20 protein-coding genes are annotated in these 18,597 nt (G+C 72.8%); 11 read left to right on the forward strand and 9 right to left on the reverse strand.

All coding sequences use genetic code 11. The annotated features are described in order from the left end of the window. Positions 1–43: 43 nt before the first annotated feature. From ABT158_RS06330 to ABT158_RS06340, 3 genes are all read right to left on the reverse strand, one after another. Positions 44–700 (reverse strand): CBS domain-containing protein, encoded by a 657-nt coding sequence (locus ABT158_RS06330; RefSeq protein ID WP_352351503.1) that lies wholly within the window; start codon positions 698–700, stop codon positions 44–46. Between the two features lie 109 nt (positions 701–809). Then, entirely contained in the window at positions 810–1,214 is a 405-nt protein-coding gene (locus tag ABT158_RS06335; RefSeq protein ID WP_352351505.1) for a nuclear transport factor 2 family protein, read from the reverse strand. A gap of 92 nt (positions 1,215–1,306) precedes the next feature. Then, positions 1,307–1,828, reverse strand: a complete 522-nt coding sequence (locus ABT158_RS06340; RefSeq protein ID WP_352351507.1) for a carboxymuconolactone decarboxylase family protein — start codon at positions 1,826–1,828, stop codon at positions 1,307–1,309. An 88-nt stretch (positions 1,829–1,916) separates the two neighbouring features. Here ABT158_RS06340 and ABT158_RS06345 point away from each other — a divergent pair, with 88 nt between their 5' ends. From ABT158_RS06345 to ABT158_RS06360, 4 genes are all read left to right on the forward strand, one after another. Beyond that, entirely contained in the window at positions 1,917–2,534 is a 618-nt protein-coding gene (locus tag ABT158_RS06345) for a DUF4142 domain-containing protein (RefSeq protein WP_352351509.1), read from the forward strand. A gap of 74 nt (positions 2,535–2,608) precedes the next feature. Next, complete coding sequence (locus ABT158_RS06350) at positions 2,609–3,058, forward strand: hypothetical protein (RefSeq protein ID WP_352351511.1); 450 nt, start codon at positions 2,609–2,611, stop codon at positions 3,056–3,058. Between the two features lie 164 nt (positions 3,059–3,222). Then, positions 3,223–3,981 (forward strand): hypothetical protein, encoded by a 759-nt coding sequence (locus ABT158_RS06355; protein ID WP_352351513.1) that lies wholly within the window; start codon positions 3,223–3,225, stop codon positions 3,979–3,981. Positions 3,982–4,131: 150 nt separating this feature from the next. Continuing rightward, the gene (locus tag ABT158_RS06360) at positions 4,132–4,803 is read left to right on the forward strand and encodes a copper resistance CopC family protein (protein WP_352351515.1); all 672 of its coding nucleotides are present in this window, start codon (positions 4,132–4,134) and stop codon (positions 4,801–4,803) included. A gap of 61 nt (positions 4,804–4,864) precedes the next feature. Here ABT158_RS06360 and ABT158_RS06365 read toward each other — a convergent pair whose 3' ends face one another. The 3 genes from ABT158_RS06365 to ABT158_RS06375 form a co-directional block, all read right to left on the reverse strand. Continuing rightward, the gene (locus ABT158_RS06365) at positions 4,865–6,112 is read right to left on the reverse strand and encodes an MFS transporter (RefSeq protein ID WP_352351517.1); all 1,248 of its coding nucleotides are present in this window, start codon (positions 6,110–6,112) and stop codon (positions 4,865–4,867) included. Beyond that, positions 6,109–7,200: a PLP-dependent cysteine synthase family protein gene (locus ABT158_RS06370; protein ID WP_352351519.1), complete on the reverse strand. Its 1,092-nt coding sequence runs from the start codon at positions 7,198–7,200 to the stop codon at positions 6,109–6,111. Before ABT158_RS06370 ends, ABT158_RS06365 begins: the two co-directional genes overlap by 4 nt. A gap of 91 nt (positions 7,201–7,291) precedes the next feature. Continuing rightward, positions 7,292–7,750, reverse strand: coding sequence for a hypothetical protein (locus ABT158_RS06375; RefSeq protein WP_352351521.1), 459 nt, complete (start codon positions 7,748–7,750; stop codon positions 7,292–7,294). 248 nt (positions 7,751–7,998) lie between these two features. On the opposite strand from ABT158_RS06375, the gene ABT158_RS06380 reads away from it, so the two are divergent. The 5 genes from ABT158_RS06380 (at position 7,999) to atpE (ending at position 12,858) form a co-directional block, all read left to right on the forward strand. Then, the gene (locus tag ABT158_RS06380) at positions 7,999–9,324 is read left to right on the forward strand and encodes an aminotransferase class V-fold PLP-dependent enzyme (protein WP_352351523.1); all 1,326 of its coding nucleotides are present in this window, start codon (positions 7,999–8,001) and stop codon (positions 9,322–9,324) included. 43 nt (positions 9,325–9,367) lie between these two features. Beyond that, entirely contained in the window at positions 9,368–9,781 is a 414-nt protein-coding gene (locus ABT158_RS06385; RefSeq protein WP_352351525.1) for an ArsR/SmtB family transcription factor, read from the forward strand. Continuing rightward, positions 9,781–10,692, forward strand: coding sequence for a cation diffusion facilitator family transporter (locus ABT158_RS06390; protein WP_352351527.1), 912 nt, complete (start codon positions 9,781–9,783; stop codon positions 10,690–10,692). Before ABT158_RS06385 ends, ABT158_RS06390 begins: the two co-directional genes overlap by 1 nt. Positions 10,693–10,846: 154 nt before the next feature. Next, complete coding sequence (locus tag ABT158_RS06395) at positions 10,847–12,418, forward strand: M28 family metallopeptidase (protein WP_352351529.1); 1,572 nt, start codon at positions 10,847–10,849, stop codon at positions 12,416–12,418. Between the two features lie 206 nt (positions 12,419–12,624). Then, the gene (gene atpE, locus ABT158_RS06400; protein ID WP_352329951.1) at positions 12,625–12,858 is read left to right on the forward strand and encodes an ATP synthase F0 subunit C; all 234 of its coding nucleotides are present in this window, start codon (positions 12,625–12,627) and stop codon (positions 12,856–12,858) included. A gap of 104 nt (positions 12,859–12,962) precedes the next feature. Here atpE and ABT158_RS06405 read toward each other — a convergent pair whose 3' ends face one another. Continuing rightward, complete coding sequence (locus tag ABT158_RS06405) at positions 12,963–14,171, reverse strand: acyl-CoA dehydrogenase family protein (protein WP_352351531.1); 1,209 nt, start codon at positions 14,169–14,171, stop codon at positions 12,963–12,965. A gap of 140 nt (positions 14,172–14,311) precedes the next feature. Here ABT158_RS06405 and ABT158_RS06410 point away from each other — a divergent pair, with 140 nt between their 5' ends. Then, entirely contained in the window at positions 14,312–15,508 is a 1,197-nt protein-coding gene (locus tag ABT158_RS06410) for an MCE family protein (protein ID WP_352351533.1), read from the forward strand. A 78-nt stretch (positions 15,509–15,586) separates the two neighbouring features. On the opposite strand, the gene ABT158_RS06415 is transcribed toward ABT158_RS06410, so the two are convergent. Then, positions 15,587–16,789, reverse strand: a complete 1,203-nt coding sequence (locus ABT158_RS06415; RefSeq protein WP_352351535.1) for an MFS transporter — start codon at positions 16,787–16,789, stop codon at positions 15,587–15,589. Positions 16,790–16,876: 87 nt separating this feature from the next. Between ABT158_RS06415 and ABT158_RS06420 the strand changes: the two genes are divergently transcribed. Continuing rightward, entirely contained in the window at positions 16,877–17,449 is a 573-nt protein-coding gene (locus ABT158_RS06420) for a TetR/AcrR family transcriptional regulator (RefSeq protein WP_352351537.1), read from the forward strand. A 173-nt stretch (positions 17,450–17,622) separates the two neighbouring features. Here the strand turns inward: ABT158_RS06420 and ABT158_RS06425 are convergent, their stop codons facing one another. Continuing rightward, positions 17,623–18,567 (reverse strand): glucosyl-3-phosphoglycerate synthase, encoded by a 945-nt coding sequence (locus tag ABT158_RS06425; RefSeq protein ID WP_352351539.1) that lies wholly within the window; start codon positions 18,565–18,567, stop codon positions 17,623–17,625. Positions 18,568–18,597 lie beyond the last annotated feature (30 nt).

The following is an 18,597-nucleotide window of genomic DNA, read 5'->3' on the forward strand; positions in this document are numbered from 1 at the left end:
AAGTGCCCTCGCCGCCGGAATCAGCCCGCCGTGCCCCTCCCCTCTACAGCAGCGGCGGGACGATGAGCAGGTCGTCCCGGTCGCGGTCGAGCTCGGCGACGACGTCGACGACGCCCTCCACCGCCCGGACCGCCTCCGTCAGCGCGGCGGCCCGCGCCCCGCCCGCCATCCTGCCGGTGATCGTGACCACGCCGGCGTCGACCGTGACCGCGAACGTGCCGTCCGGCGGGAGCACGGCCCTGACGTCCGCCTCCAGCTCGGCGGCCGGGCGGGTGAAGACGCGCAGCACGTCGCGCTGGTGCAGGGTGCCGACGACGCGTCCGGTGACCGGGTCGATCACCGGGAGCTGCTTGATCCGCCGGGCGTGCATGATCCGGGCCGCCTCGCGCACCGGCATGCCCGGGGTGACCGTGACCGCCGGCGACGTCATCAGCTCCGCGGCGGTGACAGCGGCCGCCTTGCGCTGCTCCTGCCGCCGCGCCCGCGAGTCGAGGACGGAGACGGCGTGCCGGGCCCGGCCGGTCTCCTTGAGCAGCAGGTCGTCCTCCGACACCACGCCCACCGGCCGCCGGTCGGCGTCGATCACGGTGACCGCGCCCACCGCGTACCGCTTCATCGCCGCCACGATGTCGGCGAACGACGCGTGCTCCAGCACCGCGATCGCCACGCGTCCCATGACGTCCTTGACCTCGATCGACATGATCGCCACCTCGCTTTCCGCCTCCACGGTCCCTCGCGCGGGGGCGGCGGCGGCAGCGGCGAACGTCCCGCGGGCGAAGGGCTTAGGTCCTGGGCGGCGGGAGCGGGTGTCAGTGCAGCGGGCCGGCGAAGACCACGATCTCGTCGATGTCGCCGGCGGCGGTGAGGTGGACCATGTCGGTGCCCGACAGGACGGTGGCGCCGTCGGGCCCCTCGAAGCGCCAGCCGAACCTGGCCCACTCGTGCGGCGCGTCGACGGACGTCGTCCGGACCATGCGGCAGCCGCCGGCCCGGTAGCCCTGCACCACCTCGGTGACGAAGTCGGCCACCGCGCCCCGGCCGGACCCGCGGCCGAGCGGCCCCCAGAACACCACGTCGGCGGCGAGGGCACGGCTGAGCAGCGCGGAACGGTGGTCGGGGTCGTCGGCGTTGGCGGCGGCGATGAAGGCGTCGATCGCCTCGGCGTGGGCCCGGTGGTGCCGCTGCGGGGATGCCGCCGGTTCGTGCACGGTCATGTCGTCCTCCAGCCGTCTCCGGGGCGTGCGGGAACCCGGTGCGGTCGCACGCCGATCGCCATGAGCCAGTACATCACGAGCGTGCCCGTGGCCTACTCCTCTTCCGGCTGGTTCCCCACGAGCAGGTTGAACGCGCCGGTCAGCAGGTTGAGCGAGACCAGGCCGACGACCTCGGCGATCACCCGGTCGCTCCAGCCGAGGGAACGCAGCCCCGCCACCTCCTCGTCGGTGATGGACGACGGCTCGACCAGCACCCGCACCGCCACCGCGATCAGGGCGGCCTCCCGCGCGTCGGCCGAGGTGCCCTGGCGGGCCAGCGCGACGTCGGCCTCGCTCAGCCCGGCGGCCAGCGCCCCCTCGGTGTGCGCGGCCAGGCACGTGCCGCAGCCGATCCACTCCTGCACGGCCAGGGAGATCTTCTCGCTGAGCGCGCGCGGAATCTTCACCCGCTTCATCGCCCGGGAGAAGTCCAGGTATCCCTGGAGCAAGGCAGGCGAGTGGGCCATCGTGGACACCATGTCACCCACCGTGCCGTGCCTGGCGACGATGTCGTCCAGGATCTGACGGGACTTCTCGGGGGCCTTCTCAGGAACAAGGGGTTCAAGACGTCTCATACGGCGCACTCTATACCCATAGGGGGTATGCAGGAAACCGGTCCCGGATTCGTTGAACCGGATCGGGCGGGCCCGCGTACCTTCGAGCATGCACAGGCTCCTGCGCAGTGAGATGTTCATGCTCGGCGGCTTCGTCGCGGCGGCGGCGGCGACGATCCTGCTGATCCTGCCCCCGTCGATCGACCCCGCGGACGCGCAACGGACCCTCACGCCCTCGGGCCCCCTCTCGGCCGCCGACATCGACCTGCTGATCAAGGTGCGGCAGGCGGGCCTGTGGGAGATGCCCGCGGGCGAGTACGCCGCCACCCGCGCCCAGTCGCAGCGCGTCAAGCAGGTCGGCAAGCAGATCATGGGCGAGCACCAGAAGCTGGACCAGATCACCCGCGACACCGCGGCCAGGCTCGGCGTCGCCCTGCCCGACGAGCCCAATCCCGACCAGCAGCGCTGGCTGGCCCAGCTCGCGGCCGAGAGCGGCCCGGCCTTCGACCAGGACTACGCGAACCTGCTGCGCGCCGCGCACGGCAAGGTCTTCGGCACCCTGGCGCTCGTCCGGGCCGGGACCAGGAACGCGGAGATCCGCAAGTTCGCCCAGGAAGGCATCAACTTCGTCATGCGCCACATGACGTACCTCGAATCGACCGGGCTGGTGAACCACAACCAGCTTCCCGAGCCCCCGCTCCCGTCCCCCGCCCCGCCCACTTCCTGACCATGCCGGCCCCTGGAAGCGCGTCTTTCCACGGGGGACCGGTCCCCTCGACACTCCGGCGGAACACCGACCTCATGCCCGAACCCCTCGAAGCACCCGTCCGCGCGTCGCGGCAGGCGATCGCCGCCCTGAGCATCGTCCTGCTGGCGGGGTGCGCGGCCGCCCCCGTCCCCCCGGGGCAGCCGGCGCACCACCACGGCGCCGCTCCCCCCGCCGTCGCCGTCGCGCCGAAGGTGCCGGCCGGCGACATGAGACAGCTCACCACCCTGCTCGGCTGCCCCGCCGGCAAGCTGCAGACCGACGCCGCCGAGCTGCGGCAGGCGGCCTGCGACAGCCCCCAAGGCCGCCTGACGATCGTGACGTTCAGCACCGACAAGGGCAAACGAGACTGGCTCGACATCGCCCAGGCGTACGGCGGCGCGTACCTGGTCGGCGACCGCTGGGTCGTCGTCGCCACGGCCGACCAGCTGGAACGGTTACGCGGCCGTCTGGGCGGCGAACTGGAGACCCCGCGACACCATTGACCCCTCCCACCCGGGCCGCCTCCCCCTCGCGCCCGCCCGTCGCGCCCGCCCGTCGCGCCTGCGTGTCGCGCCCGGTACGTCCGCCCGGCGCGCCCGCCCGGTATGTCCCCCGGCGCGTCCGCCCGGTACGTCCGCCCGGTGCGTCCGGGTGTCGCGTCCGCCCGGTGCGCAAGGACGCGGATGACGACCCGGGCGGGCTCTGGCACGATGGCCGGATGCAGGTCGCCCGTCCCGTGGTCCGCGCGCTTCGCGCCGCGGTGTTCACGGCCGTGTGCGTCCTGGCCTCGGCGGCCCTGCACACGCTGGTCGGCGGCACGGCGATCGCCCCCGGCCCGCTGGCCCTGGCCGTCGCGGCGACCTTCGCGGCCGCCTACGCCGCCGGTTCCCGTCCCCGCGGATGGGCGCCCCTGCTGGCCATGTGCGTGGCCGCCCAGTACGGCCTGCACGAGCTCTTCGACGCCTCCGAGTCCGCCCGGTACGGCCTGAGCCACCTGCTCGACGCCTCCTCACCGCCCTTCGGCGGGCCGTCCACGGCTCCGTTCGGCGGGTCGCCCGCCGGACCGTTCACCGGGCCGTTCACCGGGCCGTTCACCGGGTCGCCCGCCGGGGCCGTCGCCCATGGGCACGGCTCCTCCGGGATGGTGGTGATCCACCTGGCGGTGGCCGTCTCGTCGAGCTGGTGGCTGGCCCGCGGGGACGCGGCGCTGGCGGCGTTGCTGCGGTTGAGCTCGGTCCGGGTGGCCCGGCTGTGGGCCGTCCTGTGCGCCTGGCTGTCCGTCCTGGCTCCGCCGCCCGCCGGGGCCGCCCGCGCGTGCCCGCTGTGGCCTCCCGTGGCGGGTCACCGGACGCTGCTGCTGGCTCCGGTGCTCTCCCGGCGCGGGCCGCCCCGCCCGGCTGCGCACGCCCGGCCGTCCGGCCGCTGACGTTCCCCGTCATGCGGCGGGTCCGGCGTGCCTCCCGGCAGGCAGACGACCCAGCCGGCGCCGCCGCGGTACGCCCTTCGCGTCCCGTCGCGCGCCGGACCGCATGGCCATCCGGCGATCGAGCCGGATCCAGGAACCTCGGAGTTCGCAGTGACCCCTTCCCTTCGTTCCGCGCGTCGCCCGTTCCGGGCGGCCGTTCGTGCCGGTGTCGCCGTCGGCGGCGCCGTCCTGCTGCTGCTGGCCGCCGCGCCCGCCGCGCTGGCCCATGACCGGCTGAAGAGCAGCTCACCCGCCGACGGCGCCAAGCTCGCGCAGGTGGAGAGCATCGAGCTGGAGTTCACCTCCCGCATGACCCTGCCGACCCTCGTGCTCGACGGCCCGGCGGGCGAGAACCTGCCGCTGGGCAAGCCGCGGGCCCAGGGCGTCACGGTGAAGGCCGAGCCGGCCGCGCCGCTGGAGCCCGGCCGGTACCGGCTGGCCTGGCGGGTGGTCTCCTCCGACGGCCACCCGATCGCCGGCGAACTGCGCTTCACCGTCACCGCCCCGGCCACCCCGGCCGCGAGCGAGCCCGAAGCCACCCTGACCGAGACCACGTCCGAGACCCCGACCCCGACCTCGACCGGGACCTCGACCGGGACCTCGGACGAGGCCGCCGCGGCGGCCTCGTCGTCACCGGTCGCCCAGGCCGAGGCGGAGACGGGCTCGGGCGGCGTGCCCGGCTGGTTGTGGGTGGCCGCGGCGGCGCTGGTCGCGGGCGGAGCCGCGACCGTCGCGGCCGGCCGCCGCAGACGCGCCACCGGCGACGCCGACCCCAGGGACTGACCAGGCCGCGGGCGCTCCAGCTCGCCATGCACCCCCAGGCCCTGACCGGGGCGCGGGCGATCTAGGTGGCCATGGCCGCCGGCAGGCGTGGCTGGAGGGCCCTGCGGTGTTCCAGGCGGGCCACCGCCAGGGCGGAGACCAGCCCCGCGAAGGTCAGTGACAACCAGGGCAGGCCCGCCCAGCCCGCGTCGGCGGCGACGTCCAGCAGCGCGCCCGACAGCAGGTTCCCGGCCAGGATCCCCGCGCCGGAGGCCAGGTTGTACAGGCCGTAGTAGGTGCCGACCAGTTCCTCGCCCGCCATGTCGGCGATGGTGGCCATCTCGAACGGGAAGGCCACCAGCGTCCCGGCGCCGAGCAGCAGCGCGCACACCAGCGCGGCCGTCAGCGTCGCCGCCCGCGGCAGGTGGAGCTGCGCGGCGGCGACCATGGGCAGGAAGGCCGCCCCCATGAGGGCCAGCCCGCGGGTGATCGCCTGGCCGCGGCTCCACCGTTCGCCGCACCAGGCGGTCAGGCGCACCTGCCCGGCGATGCCGAGCAGCGCCGACACCGCGTACAGGGCGGTCACCGCCCACTGGCCGCCGCCGGCCCGCTGCACCTCCAGCGGCAGGGCGAGGTACATCTGGTACGACAGCGCGTACGAAGCGATCATCGACGCCGCGAACGACACGAACGCCCGGTCACCGAACGCCTGCCGCCACGCCCGCAGCACCGGCTGCCGCGCCCGCCCCGGCTCCCGGGGCCGCGCGGGCAGGTAGAACCCCTGCAGCACGGTCAGGACGGCGAAGATCCCCGCCGCCCCCAGGCACACCGCGGTGAACCCGCCCGCCAGCAGCAGCACCCCGAGCAGCGGCCCGAGCAGGATGCCGCCCTGGTAGAACACGTTGAACACGGCGAAGGCCGCCACCTTGCGCGGCCCGGCCGCAGCGGCCAGGTACGCGCGGGCGGCCGGGTTGAACAGCGCCCCCGCCAGCCCCGTGATCACCGCGGCCGCCACCAGCAGCGGCAGCGACGTGGTGAGCCCGAACAGCGCGAACCCCACGGTACGCAGGGCGCACCCCGCCATGATCATGGGTTTGTGCCCGAACCGGTCGGCCAGCGTGCCGCCGATCAGGAACATGCCCTGCTGGCTGGCGTTGCGCAGGCCGAGGATGAGCCCGATCGTCCAGGCGGCGAGCCCCGCGCCGGCCGACAGGTGCTGGGCGAGGTAGGGCATCAGCATGTAGAAGCCGATGTTGATGCCCGCCTGGTTGATCTGCAGCAGCCGGATCGGCCGGTCGAAGGAGCGGAACTGCGCCAGCGTGGCCTTCATCGCCGGCCCGCCAGCGGGTCGCGGACGGCGGCGCAGCGGGTCCAGCGGCGCACCTCGCGCTCGGCGGGGTCGTCCAGCTCGTCGGGCTCGTCGGCCGGGGTGACGCCGAGCAGGCCGTGGGCGCGGCAGTAGCCGTCGTCGAAGACGGTGTTCCAGTAGCGCCAGGGCCCGTCGGGGAAGACGGCGACGACGCAGCCGCCCGGCCCGGCCCGTCCGGCCAGCCAGCGGGCCACCAGGCTGACGGCTCCGGTGCTCCAGCCGCCGGAGACGTAGTGCTGGGCGGCCAGGGTGCGGCAGGCCCACACCGCCTCGGCGGCGCTCACCCAGTGGACCTCGTCGAAGGCGTCGTAGGCGACGTTGGCGGGGTGGATGCTGGAGCCCAGCCCGCGCATCAGGCGGTGGCGGTCGGGCTGCCCGAAGATGGTCGAGCCGACGGTGTCGACGCCGACCAGCCGCAGCCGGGGCAGGTGGCGGCGCAGTTCGCGGGTGATGCCCGCGCTGTGCCCGCCGGTGCCGACCGAGCAGACCAGCGTGTCGATGTGCGGCAGCTGGGACAGCAGCTCGCGGGCCAGCCCGGCGTAGGCGGCCACGTTGTCCGGGTTGCCGTACTGGTCGGGGCAGTAGGAGCCGGGCAGCTCGGCCAGCAGCTCCTCCACCCGGTCGCGGCGGGCCCGCTGCCAGCCGCCGGTGGGATGCGGCTCCGGCATGATCTCCAGCCGTACGCCGTGGCAGGCCAGCAGCCGCTGCATGAGCGGTTCCATGCCGGGGTCGGCGACCAGGACGACCGGATGGCCGAAGGTGATGCCGGCCAGGGCCAGCCCGAGGCCGAGGGTGCCGCTGGTGGACTCGACGATCGTCGCGCCGGGGGCCAGCTCGCCCCGGGCGCGGGCCTGCCGGACCATGTGCAGGGCGGGCCGGTCCTTGATGCCGCCCGGGTTGAAGCCTTCCAGCTTGGCCCAGAAGCCGCCGCCGTCCGCGACGAACGGCGCGGCGACGAACGCCAGCGGTGTGTTTCCGACGGTGACGCAAATACCCGAATTTCCGATGGCGGGCAGAATGTCAGGGCGCGGCAAAGTGTCGTACGACATTGGTTGTTATCCCCGAGATGAACGGCGCCCGCGCGGCACGGAAGACGCCGCGGGCGCGGTGGAAAAGGACGGCGGCGAAAAGACGCGCGTCCTATATGCGCATCACGCGGAGATTTTCGTGGCCTGAAACGGCCTGTCGCGAGGCGGCCCGCGGCGCGGGTCGCACGGGCCCGGACACGACGGCCGTGGACCCGGCGGCGAGCACGGGGACGGCGGCCAGGGGCGGCGCGGCGGCGGCGGTGGCCGCGCACTCCTGCTCGGTGCCGTGCAGGTGGCCCGGCGGCAGCTCGCCGTGCAGGCACCCGGCGTCGCGCACCGGCATCCGCCCGGACAACCAGCTGACGTGCCGATGCACGTCGAGGTGGGCGCTCTGGACGGACGGCGCGGGACCGCCCTGGGCCCGCTCGGACAGCTCGACGGCCGCGCACGCGCCGCCGTGCGCGAACACGACGGTGATCAGCAGGGCGAGGGCCAGCATCGCGTGCGGCAACCAGCGGCCGGCCCCCGAGGCGGGCGGGCGGAGTGCGCGGGCTGACCTGGTGGTGAGCATCACCGCAGATCATGCCCGCCACGCGGCGCGGCGCGCCGGGAAAAGGCCAAGGTCGAGGTAAAGAAATTCCCGGCGTACGGGAATCGTCGCCATCAATCGCTTCCGGCACCCCCGATTTGGCGCCCTCGATTTCCCGCCGGATGGCGGGAACGACGGCGAGCCGTTTTCGCCGCGCGGCGACATCTCCGCGACACTGGCATTCGCCGGCGCGGCCCCGATTCCGCGCCGCCCGACCTTGGGGGTGTCTCATGGCCCTGTCCAGACGCGCGGTCATCACCGGGGCCGGCGCACTGGCCGCGCTCCCACAAGCGCTCCCACAAGCGCTCCCACACGCGCTCCCGCAGGCGCTCCCTCACGCGCTGCCCCAGGCCACCGCCGCCGACGCCACGAGCCTGGCCAGGGACGAACGCTTCTGGGCGGGTGTGGCCGGGCAGTTCCGGGTCAGCGGCGACTTCGTCAACCTGGAGAACGGCTACTACGGGATCATGCCCGAGCCGGTCCGGCGCGCCTACCACCGCAACGTCGACGTCCTCAACGCCCGCAACTCCCATCTGCTGCGCACGGCGTACAAGGGCAGGGCCGACGAGGTGCGCGACCGGATCGCCGCGCTGCTCGGCGTCACCCGTGCGGAGATCGCGCTCACCCGGGGCGGCACCGAGGCGCTGCAGAACCTCATCTCCGGCTACCGGCGGCTGCGGCCCGGCGACGCCGTGCTCTACGCCGACCTGGACTACCCCGCCGCCCAGCACACCATGAACTGGCTGGCCGGGCGGCGCGAGGCCACGGTCGCCCGGTTCGTCCTCCCCGAGCCCGCCACCCGGCAGGCGGCGCTGGACGCCTACGAGCGGGCGCTGCGCACCACCCCGAGGGCCCGGCTGCTCCTGCTGTCGCACATGAACAACCGCACCGGCCTGGTGCTGCCGGTCCGGGAGATCGTCGCGATGGCCCGCGAGCGCGGCGTGGACGTCGTCGTGGACGCCGCCCACTCCTGGGGGCAGCTCGACTTCACCCTTCCCGCCCTCGACGCCGACTTCGCCGCGTTCTCGCTGCACAAGTGGATCGGCGCGCCTCTCGGCACCGGGTTCCTCTACATCCGCCGGGGCCGGCTGGCCGACATCGAGCCCGTCTTCGGCGACGAGAGCTTCCCGGCCGGCGACATCCGTTCGCGGGTCCACTCGGGCACCATGGACGTCGCGGCGCCCCTCACGGTCCCCGACGCGCTCGACTTCCACCTGCGGCTCGGCGCGGCCGTCAAGCAGGCCAGGCTGCGGCACCTGCGCGACCGCTGGGTGAGCCAGGTCCGCGACCTGCCGGGCCTGCAGATCCTCACCCCGGACGAGCCCGGCATGTACGGCGCGATCACCGCCTTCCGCATCGCCGGCCGCACCTCCACGGCCGACAACGAGGCCGTCGCCGCCACCCTGCTGGACACCTACGGCCTCTACACGGTCGCCCGCACGGGCATGGCCGGGGGCGACGCCGTCCGGGTCACCCCGGCGCTGTTCACCTCGGCGGCGCAGGTGGACCGGCTGGCGGCGGCGCTGCGGCGGCTGACCCCGCGGCTGCGGGCCTGAGACAGGTTGACAGATCACCGACATGTCCCGCTAAGTTGGATATGTGAACAGTTCTTCAGATGAGCACGTGTTGTTCGTGGACGGCTGCGCGGTCAAGGTGGTCGACGCCGACCGCGTCGCGGCCGTGCACGAGCGCATGCCCGCCGCCGCGGACCTGGCCGACACCGCCGACGTCTTCGGCCTGCTGTCCGACCCCAACCGGCTGAAGCTGCTGGTCGCTCTGCTGGACGGCGAGCTGTGCGTGTGCGACCTGGCGGCGGTGACCGGGCAGAGCGAGTCGGCCGTCTCCCACGCGCTGCGCCTGCTGCGCGCTCATCGCATCGTGGCCGCCCGCCGCTCAGGCCGGATGGCCTACTACCGGCTGGAGGATCCGCACGTACGGATGCTGCTGGACCTGGCGCTGGCCCACACCGAGCACACCGAGGCCATCCACCCGGAGCGGGAGGGCGAACGCTGATGGGCGTAGGTCACGGGCACGGTCACGGGCATGGGCACGCCGGGGCCCGGCACCGCTGGCGGCTGGCGGTCTCGTTCGTCCTGATCGGCGCGTTCTTCCTGGTCGAGCTGGCCTACGGTCTCTACTCCAGGTCGCTGGCCCTGATGTCGGACGCCGGGCACATGGCCGCCGACGTCGTCACGCTCGGCGCGGCGCTGGTCGCCACCAGGATCGCCGCTCGCCCCGACACCACCGGCCGGCGCAGCTACGGCTCCTACCGGGCCGAGGTGTTCGCGTCCCTGCTGGCCGTCGTGCTGATGCTCGGCGTCGCCCTGTACGTCGTGATCGAGGCGATCGGCCGCATCGGCGGGAACGCCGCGGTCTCCTCCGGCCCGATGCTCGTCGTCGGCGCCTTCGGCCTCGTGGTGAACCTCGTGGCCCTGCTCCTGCTGCGCTCGGGCGCGCGCGAGAGCCTCAACGTCAAGGGCGCCTACCTGGAGGTCGTGGCCGACACCGCCGGCTCGGTCGGCGTCATCGTGGCCGGCTGGCTGGTGGCCACGACCGGGCAGGCGTTCTGGGACACCGTCGTCGCGCTGGCCATCGGGGTGTTCGTGGCCGTCCGGGCGGTGTCGCTGGGGCGGCAGGTCTTCGCCGTCCTGGGGCAGCACGTGCCCGAGGGCATCGACGCCGCCGCCGTGGCCGCCGACCTGGCCGCCATCGACGGCGTGCACGACGTGCACGACCTGCACCTGTGGACGCTCACCTCCGGCATGAACGTGGCCACCGCGCACCTGGTCACCACCGAACCGGGCGACAACCACGCCGTCCTGGACCGGGCCCGCGACGTACTGCGCCGGCGCCACCACATCGCGCACGCCACGTTGCAGGTGGAGCCGGTCGACCACCAGGGCTGCGACGAACTGGGCTGGTAGCGGGCGGGGGCCGCCCCCGCCTCGTCCCCACGATGCACTTGTCCGACATCGGACGACTCAAATTCTTCCCATGGGTGGATTTGTCGGCTTATGTATTCTCCTGGGCCGCTGAATCAGGAAAGACACCTGTTTCATCTCAGTTCGAGGAGCTCGTATGCGCATCACCCTGCGCAGAGGCACCTTCCGCGTCCTTGCGACGGCCGCGGCACTGTCCCTGCCTCTGGCTCTCCTTCCGACCGCGGCGCAGGCGGACCCCACGCCTGCCCCGGCCGAGAAGAAGCTGATCGACTCGGTCACCGCGCCGGCGGTGAAGAAACACCTTCAGGCGTTACAGAGCATCGCCGACGCCAACAACGGCAACCGCGCCGCCGGCACCAGCGGCCACCTGGCCTCGCGCGACTACGTCGCGGCCAAGCTCAAGAAGGCCGGTTACCACGTCACCCTCCAGCCGTTCGACATCGCCTACTTCGAGGAGAAGTCCACGGCGCTGATGGAGCGCGTCTCCCCCAGCCCGCGGGTCTTCACCCCGACCCCGCCCGACGGCTCCTCCGTCGGCGAGTTCGCCACCATGACGTACTCCGGGTCCGGCGAGGTCACCGCGTCGCTGCAGAACGTGGACCTCGTCCTGCCGCCCGGCCCGACGCCGAGCACGTCCAACTCCGGGTGCGAGGCGGCCGACTTCGCCGGGTTCACGCCCGGCAACATCGCGCTGCTGCAACGCGGCACCTGTGACTTCGTCGTCAAGGCCAACAACGCCAAGGCCGCGGGGGCCGTGGCGGTGATCGTCTTCAACGAGGGCCAGCCGGGCCGCACCGCGACCCTGCGCGGGAACCTCGGCACGCCGGTCACCATCCCCGTGCTGGGCACCAGCTTCGCCGTCGGCCAGGAACTGGCAACAACCGGCGGCGTGATCCACATCAAGACCGACACCGTCAGCGAGATGCGCACCACCTACAACGTCATCGCCGACTCCAAGTGGGGCGACCCGAACAAGGTGGTCATGTCCGGCGCCCACCTCGACTCCGTCCCGGCCGGGCCCGGCATCAACGACGACGGCTCCGGCACCGCCGCCACGCTCGCCGTCGCCGAGGCCCTGGGCAAGATCCCGACCCGCAACCGGCTGCGCTTCGCCTGGTGGAGCGCCGAGGAGCTGGGCCTGCTCGGCTCGATCCACTACGTGGAGACCCTGCCCGCGGCCGAGCTGTCGAAGATCAAGCTCTTCCTCGACTACGACATGCTCGGCTCCACCAACTACGCCTTCAAGATCTACGACGGCGACGACTCCGACGGCGTCGGCGCCCCCGCCGGCCCGCCCGGGTCCGACGAGATCGAGAAGCTCTACGAGAAGTACTTCGACCTGCTGCACCAGGGACACAACGGCACCGACTTCGACGGCCGCTCCGACTACGGCCCGTTCATCGAGGCCGGCATCCCCTCCGGCGGCGTGTTCACCGGCGCCGAGGGCATCAAGACGCCCGAGGAGGCCGCGATCTTCGGCGGCACCGCAGGACAGCCCTACGACCCCTGCTACCACCAGGCCTGCGACACCATCGCCAACATCAACGACAAGGCACTCGCGCTGAACACCGGCGCGGTCGCGACGGCGGCCGTCGTCTACGCCTACAGCCGCGACCTGCCCGGCCCCGACGCCGCCCGGCCGGCCGCCAAGGCCCGAACCGCCACGAACACCCTCAAGGCGACCATCGAAGGCAGGGACGCCCGCTGACCCCGGCCCTTCCGTGCGCCCGCGCCGGGCGCACGGAAGGATCCGCTCACGCGTTCTCCATGTAGATCGATTTGTCCAGTACGCTGATCAACGAGCATTTTGCGGAGAAATTAGAGAAACGCCATATTTTCTTTCTCGCGTCCACGGGTTGGAATGCAAGCAGACCAGCGATTCACTGCTTCACCGGACGCCAGAAAGGCGGCGCAATGCACGTACTCGCTCAAGTCTCCGGCAACATCACCGCCATCGGTTACGGTCTGGCCGCGATCGGCCCCGGCGTGGGCGTCGGCATCATCTTCGGCCAGGGCGTCCAGGCCATCGCCCGCCAGCCCGAGGCGTATCCGCTGATCCGCCAGAACATCCTGCTCGGTTTCGTCCTCACCGAGGCGCTGGCCCTGATCGGGCTGGTCGCGCCGTTCATCTTCCAGTTCCTCAAGTAATCGCCGCGTCCCGCGACGCGAATGGCGAATTCGAGCTGAAGATGGGTGGCGATGACCGCCCCGGAGTCACGCCACCCCCACGACCATTCTTCAGCGGACGTTCCTCAGCGCACGGGCAGGCCGGTCACCGCACGGCCGATGATGAGCCGCTGAATTTCGCTCGTCCCCTCGAAAATCGTATAGATCTTGGCGTCGCGGTGGAAACGTTCCACCGGGTGTTCCCTGGTGTAGCCGGCGCCGCCGAGGATCTGGATCGCCTGTTCGGTCACCCACACCGCCGTCTCGCCCGCCACCAGCTTCGACATCGAGCCCTCGGCCTGCTCGAACGGCTTGCCGTTGCGGGCCATCCAGGCGGCGCGCCAGGTCAGCAGGCGGGCCACGTCGACGCGGGTCGCCATGTCGGCGAGCAGGAACGCGATCGCCTGATTGTCGCCGATCCTGCGGCCGAACTGCTCGCGTTCGCGGGCGTAGTCCCTGGCGTACTCGAAGCCCGCGCGGGCGATGCCGACGGCCATCGCGGCGACCGACGGGCGGGTGGTCTCGAACGTGCGCATCGCGGCCTGCTCGCCGGTGCGTTCGCCGTTGCGGACCCTGGCCAGGCGGGCGTCCAGCTTCTCCTTGCCGCCCAGCAGGCACGAGCCCGGCACGCGCACGTCCTCAAGGATCACCTCGGCGGTGTGCGAGGCGCGGATGCCGTGCTTGCGGAACTTCTGCCCCATCGACAGGCCCGGCGTGCCGGGCGGGACGACGAAGCTGGCCTGCCCCCGGGTGCCCAGGGACGGGTCCACCGACGCGACGACCACGTGCACGTCGGCGATGCCGCCGTTCGTGGCCCAGGTCTTGACGCCGTTCAGCACCCAGTCGCCGTTGTCGTGCACGGCGCGGGTGCGGATGGCGCCGATGTCGGAGCCGGCGTCGGGCTCGGAGGCGCAGAAGGCGCCCAGCTTGACGTCGTTCTCCGTGCCGAACATCTGCGGCAGCCACTCCCCCAGCTGCTCCGGGGTGCCGTTCGCGGACAGCGCGGCGGCGGCCAGGCCGGTGCCGACGATGGACAGGCCGATGCCGGCGTCCCCCCAGAAGATCTCCTCGAACGCCACCGGCAGGGCCAGGCCGCTCTGCTCGAACCACTGGGTGGCGAAGAAGTCCAGCGAGTACAGGCCGATCTTGGCGGCCTCCTGGATCACGGGCCAGGGGGTCTGCTCGCGTTCGTCCCATTCGGCGCCCGCGGGGCGGATCACGTCGCGGGCGAACGCGTGGACCCAGTCACGCACCTCGATCACGTCGTCACTGAGCTCCGGACAGAACCCGGTCATCGCGTCCACTCCCTGGCCGTTCCATTGTTACCGTCGGTAACACCCTACCGGCGAGTAGGGCTCGGCCGGAAGGTGCGACGGCCTGGCGACTCACGGTAATGTTCTGGTCACCGTACGCCCATGTCGATCGAGGAAGGCCGATGGACCGCCGGCTCGCCGCACTTCTCGCCGTCCTCGTGCTGGGGGCGGCGTATCTGCTGCTCAGACCGGTCGCGAGCGTCCGTGCCGTCGCCTACTTCGACGCCGCCGTGGGGCTGTATCCCGGGTCCGACGTGCGGGTCCTCGGGGTGCGGGTCGGGCGGGTCACCGCGGTCAGCCCGGCGGGCGCCCAGGTCCGGGTGGAACTGGCGCTCGACGCCGGGCGCAAGGTCCCGGCCGCCGCGCAGGCGGTCATCGTGGCGCGGTCGCTGATCGCCGACCGGTTCGTGCAGCTCACGCCGCCGTACCGGGGCGGGCCCGTGCTGCAGGACGGCGGCACGCTGGGCCGGACCCGCTCGCCGGTCGAGATCGACGAGGCGTTACGCGGCTACGACCAGCTCGCCGCGGCCCTCGCCCCACCGGTCTCACCCGAGCCCGATTCGCCTCAAGCCGGTTCCCCACGGCCGGGTTCGTCTCGGCCGGGGGCGGATGGGGTGGCGGCGGATGAGCGTGGGGCGCTGGCGCGGTTGTTGCGGGTCTCGGCGGGCACGTTCGGCGGGCAGGGCGAGACGGTGGGGGCCACCGTGCGGAGCCTGTCCGACGCGGCCTCCGTGCTGGCCGGCGACGGCGACGACCTGGCTCAGACCGTCCGCGACCTGGCCACGATCACCGGGGCGATGGCCCGCGACGACGCGCGGATCCGGGCGTTCATGAAGGACCTGGCGGGCGTGTCGGCGCAGCTCGACGGCGAGCGCGAGGAGCTGCGCGCGGTGCTGGGCCAGCTGTCCTCCACGCTCACGCAGGTCGCCGACTTCGTCGAGGACAACAGGGGCGAGATCGCCGCCAACACCCGCGACCTCGCCCACCTCACCACCCTGCTGGTACGTCAGCGCGCGTCCATCGGCACGTTCCTCGACACCGCGCCGCTCGCCCTGAACAACGCGAACAACGCCTACGACCCCGTGAGCGCGACGTTCCGGGCCCGGTTCAACCTCAACGGCCAGACCGACGACGTCGCGATGTGGTTGTGCTCGCTGGCCCACTCCATGGACGGCGGCTGCGAGTCGCTGCTCGGCGCGCTCAACCCCCTGGCGCGGGCGCTCAACGACACGGTGGCGATCGACACGTCGTGGCTGCTGCCCGATGTGCGGGTCGGCCGCCCCGACCTGTCGCTCGGCGGGCTCGTCACGACCCGCTGACCGCCTCGCGCAGACCGGCCCCCATCAGGCGCCGGGTCGGCGTCCGAGGGGGCCTGGGGACGGGTCGGGGTGAGCGGGTCAGTGGGCGGTACGGGTGGAGCGATGGGCGGAGGCGAGCACGGCCAGGGCGGCCACGCCCATGCCGATCGCCAGGCCGTACACCAGCGGGGTGAACCCGCCGAAGGCGGCCGCGAGCTGCGGGCCGACGCTGCCCCCGACGGCGAGGGCGAAGGAGAACAGCGCGAGCGCCGTGCCGCGGGCCGGTCCGGCCTGGGCGGAGATGGCCTCGTTCATGCTGGGCAGGCCACCGGTGATGGCGGCGACGTAGACCGCCAGCAGGAGCACCAGGACGAGGGCGCCGGCCCCGCTGAACGCGACGGCCGCCAGGGCGAGCGCGCCCACGGCCAGGAACGCCGCGGCCCTGGCCGTGGTGGGGATCCGGGCCAGCCACGGCATGAGCACCGGCATCAGCATGATCGAGGGCAGCCCGGAGGCGCGCAATGTGAGCAGGTCGGCGGCGGACGTGCCGCCGTAGATCTGCAGCCCGGTGTAGACGGCGACGAACCCGGCCATCAGCATGACCGTCGCCAGGTAGCGCAGCGCGAGCACCCGGTCGAACAGCAGGCCGGGCACCGCCCGGTAGGCCGACAGCAGCGACCCGGCCGCCTCGCGCGGCAGGTCGGGCAGCATGACGGCGCGCAGGCCGAGCCCGGCGAGGGCGAACCCGGCGGCCGACAACAGGAACAGCCCCCGCCAGCCGATCGTCTCGACCAGCACCTGCGCGGCGACCTGCAACAACACCGCCGAGGCCAGGAAAGCGCCGGTCACCGCGGCGATGGCGATCACCCGGCGCCGCGGCTCAAGCCGTTCGGCCAGGTAGGCCATGCCGGCGGGCGGGAACATCGCCACGGCCACCCCCTGCAGGGCCCGCAACACCAGGGCCACCTCGACGTTCGGGCTCAACGCCACCAGCGCGCTGGTCAACGCGGCAAGCGGCAGACCGGCCAGCAGCAGGCGGCGGCGGCCGTACCGGTCGGAAAGGGGGCCGAACACCAGGAACCCGATGCCGTAGCCGGCGCCGAACGCGGTGACCAGCCAGGTCAGGCCGCCGGGTGAGGCGTGCCAGCCGGTCGCCATGTCGTGCAGCAGGGGGATCACGATGTACAACTGACCGCTGCACAGGACCGCGGTGAGGGTGAACGCCAACAGGGTGCGGCCGAAGCGGGCGTAATCGGTACGGACTGCCGGAGCGGCCTGCGTACGGGGAAGCGTGAGTGCCATGGCAGAGGACGGTAGCCAACCAACCAGTTGGACGTCAACTAGTTGGTTGGTTTTCAACCAACTAGTTGTTGGTGGCAGAATGGTGGCATGTCACCCAAGGTCTCGACCGCCGCCACCCGGGCCGCCCTGCTCGAAGCCGCCCGCGAGGAGTTCGCCGCGTACGGCGTGGCGGGGGCGCGCGTGGATCGCATCGCGGAGCGTGCCGGCGTCAACAAAGAGCGCATCTACGGGCATTTCGGCAACAAGGAGAAGTTGTTCGACGCCGTCATCAACGAGGCGCTCGACGACCTGACGTCCCAGATCGCCCTGCCCGGCGCCGACCCCGTCGACTACGTGGCCCGGCTGACCGACTACTACCGGCGCCATCCCGACCTGGTCCGGCTGCTCATGTGGGAGGCGCTCAACTACCGCGGCCAGGAGCTGCTGCCTGGCCAGGAGGCCAGGGTCGAGCGGTGTGCGCGCAAGGCGGCCTCGCTGGCCGAGGGGCGCGGTGAGGAGCCGTCCAAGGCCACGGCGCGCACACTGTTCATGCTGACCGGGCTCGCGCTGTTCCCGTCGATGATGCCGCAGCTCGGGCGGATCATGCTGGGCGACGACGCCGACGACCACGACGCCATCCGCGACCAGATCAGCACTTTCGTGACAGCGGCCCTCAAGTAGCACCTCAAGGGGTGCCCACCCGCTGACGCCGCAGGCCCGCCCCAAGAACGAGCCAAGAGCGACGGAACCGCCCCCAAGGGGGCCGGGCGCGGTGGCGCATCATCCCCCGAAGGCAGGCCAGGGGCGGCGGCGGGCCGAGGCGTTACGGAGGCACGCCGGGCGCGGCGCGAGCGTCACGGAGGTGGTGGGGTGGGGCGGGGCAGGGTGAGCATCGGCGGGCGTTCGCCGATGGCGACCTGGCGGGTCAGGACGTCGTGACCGCCCTCGCACCGCCGGAACTGGGCCAGCTCCACCCCCGGCGCATGACGGGCCTCGATCTTCCCCTGGCGCCGCAGCCGCGACCACGCGGCCAGCATGATCTGGGCCGCCATCCCCCCGAGCGCCTCGGTCGACTGCGGGGCGTGCTCGCGCGACCCCAGGTCCACCTGGGCCAGGCCGTCGAGCCCGGCCAGGTCGAGCAGGTCGATGAGCAGGCCGAGCTCCACCCCGTACCCGGTCAGGAACGGCACGCGTTCCAGGGCCGAGCGGCGGCCGGCGTACTCCCCGGCGAGGGGTTGCACGAACCCGGCCAGTTCGGGCCAGTGCAGGTTGAGCAGCGGGCGGGCGACCAGCTCGGTGACGCGGCCGCCGCCGTTGGGCGCGCCGTTCAGCGGACGGTCGTAACAGCCCTTGGCGTAGGCGACGGTGGGATCGGTGAGCAGCGGCCCGAGCACCCCGGCGACCAGCGAGGCGCGGAAGTGCCTGATGTCGGCGTCGGCGAAGGCCACCACGTCGCCGGAGGTGACCGCCAGCGACTTCCACAGTGCCTCGCCCTTGCCCTCCAGCGGTGCGAGGTCGGGCAGGATGTCGCGCTGGGCGTGCACGGCGGCCCCGGCCCGCGCCGCCACGCGCGCGGTGTCGTCGGCCGAGCACGAGTCGATGACGACGAGCTCGTCCACCAGGCCGTCCAGCTCACGCCGGATCACCTGGACGATCTCCCCCACGGTCTCCCGTTCGTCGCGGGCCGGCAGGACCACGCTGACGGTGGTGCCTCCCTTGGCCGCCACGAGGTCGCGCAGCGGCCAGTCCGCGGCGCACGACGTTCGGCGATGCCACCATTTCCGCACATCAGGCAGCATGTGCGACACCTCCCCCGTTCCCCCGCTTGT

Source organism: Nonomuraea sp. NPDC001636, from assembly GCF_040298265.1.
Classification (GTDB): domain Bacteria; phylum Actinomycetota; class Actinomycetes; order Streptosporangiales; family Streptosporangiaceae; genus Nonomuraea.

What these genes read in the sequence shown, in the direction of transcription:
- ABT158_RS06330 (WP_352351503.1), bottom strand. Translation starts at nt 700, where the DNA reads ATGTCGATCGAGGTCAAGGACGTCATGGGACGCGTGGCGATCGCGGTG.
- ABT158_RS06335 (WP_352351505.1), bottom strand. Translation starts at nt 1,214, where the DNA reads ATGACCGTGCACGAACCGGCGGCATCCCCGCAGCGGCACCACCGGGCC.
- ABT158_RS06340 (WP_352351507.1), bottom strand. Translation starts at nt 1,828, where the DNA reads ATGAGACGTCTTGAACCCCTTGTTCCTGAGAAGGCCCCCGAGAAGTCC.
- ABT158_RS06345 (WP_352351509.1), top strand. Translation starts at nt 1,917, where the DNA reads ATGCACAGGCTCCTGCGCAGTGAGATGTTCATGCTCGGCGGCTTCGTC.
- ABT158_RS06350 (WP_352351511.1), top strand. Translation starts at nt 2,609, where the DNA reads ATGCCCGAACCCCTCGAAGCACCCGTCCGCGCGTCGCGGCAGGCGATC.
- ABT158_RS06365 (WP_352351517.1), bottom strand. Translation starts at nt 6,112, where the DNA reads ATGAAGGCCACGCTGGCGCAGTTCCGCTCCTTCGACCGGCCGATCCGG.
- ABT158_RS06370 (WP_352351519.1), bottom strand. Translation starts at nt 7,200, where the DNA reads ATGTCGTACGACACTTTGCCGCGCCCTGACATTCTGCCCGCCATCGGA.
- ABT158_RS06375 (WP_352351521.1), bottom strand. Translation starts at nt 7,750, where the DNA reads ATGCTCACCACCAGGTCAGCCCGCGCACTCCGCCCGCCCGCCTCGGGG.
- ABT158_RS06380 (WP_352351523.1), top strand. Translation starts at nt 7,999, where the DNA reads ATGGCCCTGTCCAGACGCGCGGTCATCACCGGGGCCGGCGCACTGGCC.
- ABT158_RS06390 (WP_352351527.1), top strand. Translation starts at nt 9,781, where the DNA reads ATGGGCGTAGGTCACGGGCACGGTCACGGGCATGGGCACGCCGGGGCC.
- ABT158_RS06395 (WP_352351529.1), top strand. Translation starts at nt 10,847, where the DNA reads ATGCGCATCACCCTGCGCAGAGGCACCTTCCGCGTCCTTGCGACGGCC.
- atpE (WP_352329951.1), top strand. Translation starts at nt 12,625, where the DNA reads ATGCACGTACTCGCTCAAGTCTCCGGCAACATCACCGCCATCGGTTAC.
- ABT158_RS06405 (WP_352351531.1), bottom strand. Translation starts at nt 14,171, where the DNA reads ATGACCGGGTTCTGTCCGGAGCTCAGTGACGACGTGATCGAGGTGCGT.
- ABT158_RS06410 (WP_352351533.1), top strand. Translation starts at nt 14,312, where the DNA reads ATGGACCGCCGGCTCGCCGCACTTCTCGCCGTCCTCGTGCTGGGGGCG.
- ABT158_RS06415 (WP_352351535.1), bottom strand. Translation starts at nt 16,789, where the DNA reads ATGGCACTCACGCTTCCCCGTACGCAGGCCGCTCCGGCAGTCCGTACC.
- ABT158_RS06420 (WP_352351537.1), top strand. Translation starts at nt 16,877, where the DNA reads ATGTCACCCAAGGTCTCGACCGCCGCCACCCGGGCCGCCCTGCTCGAA.
- ABT158_RS06425 (WP_352351539.1), bottom strand. Translation starts at nt 18,567, where the DNA reads ATGCTGCCTGATGTGCGGAAATGGTGGCATCGCCGAACGTCGTGCGCC.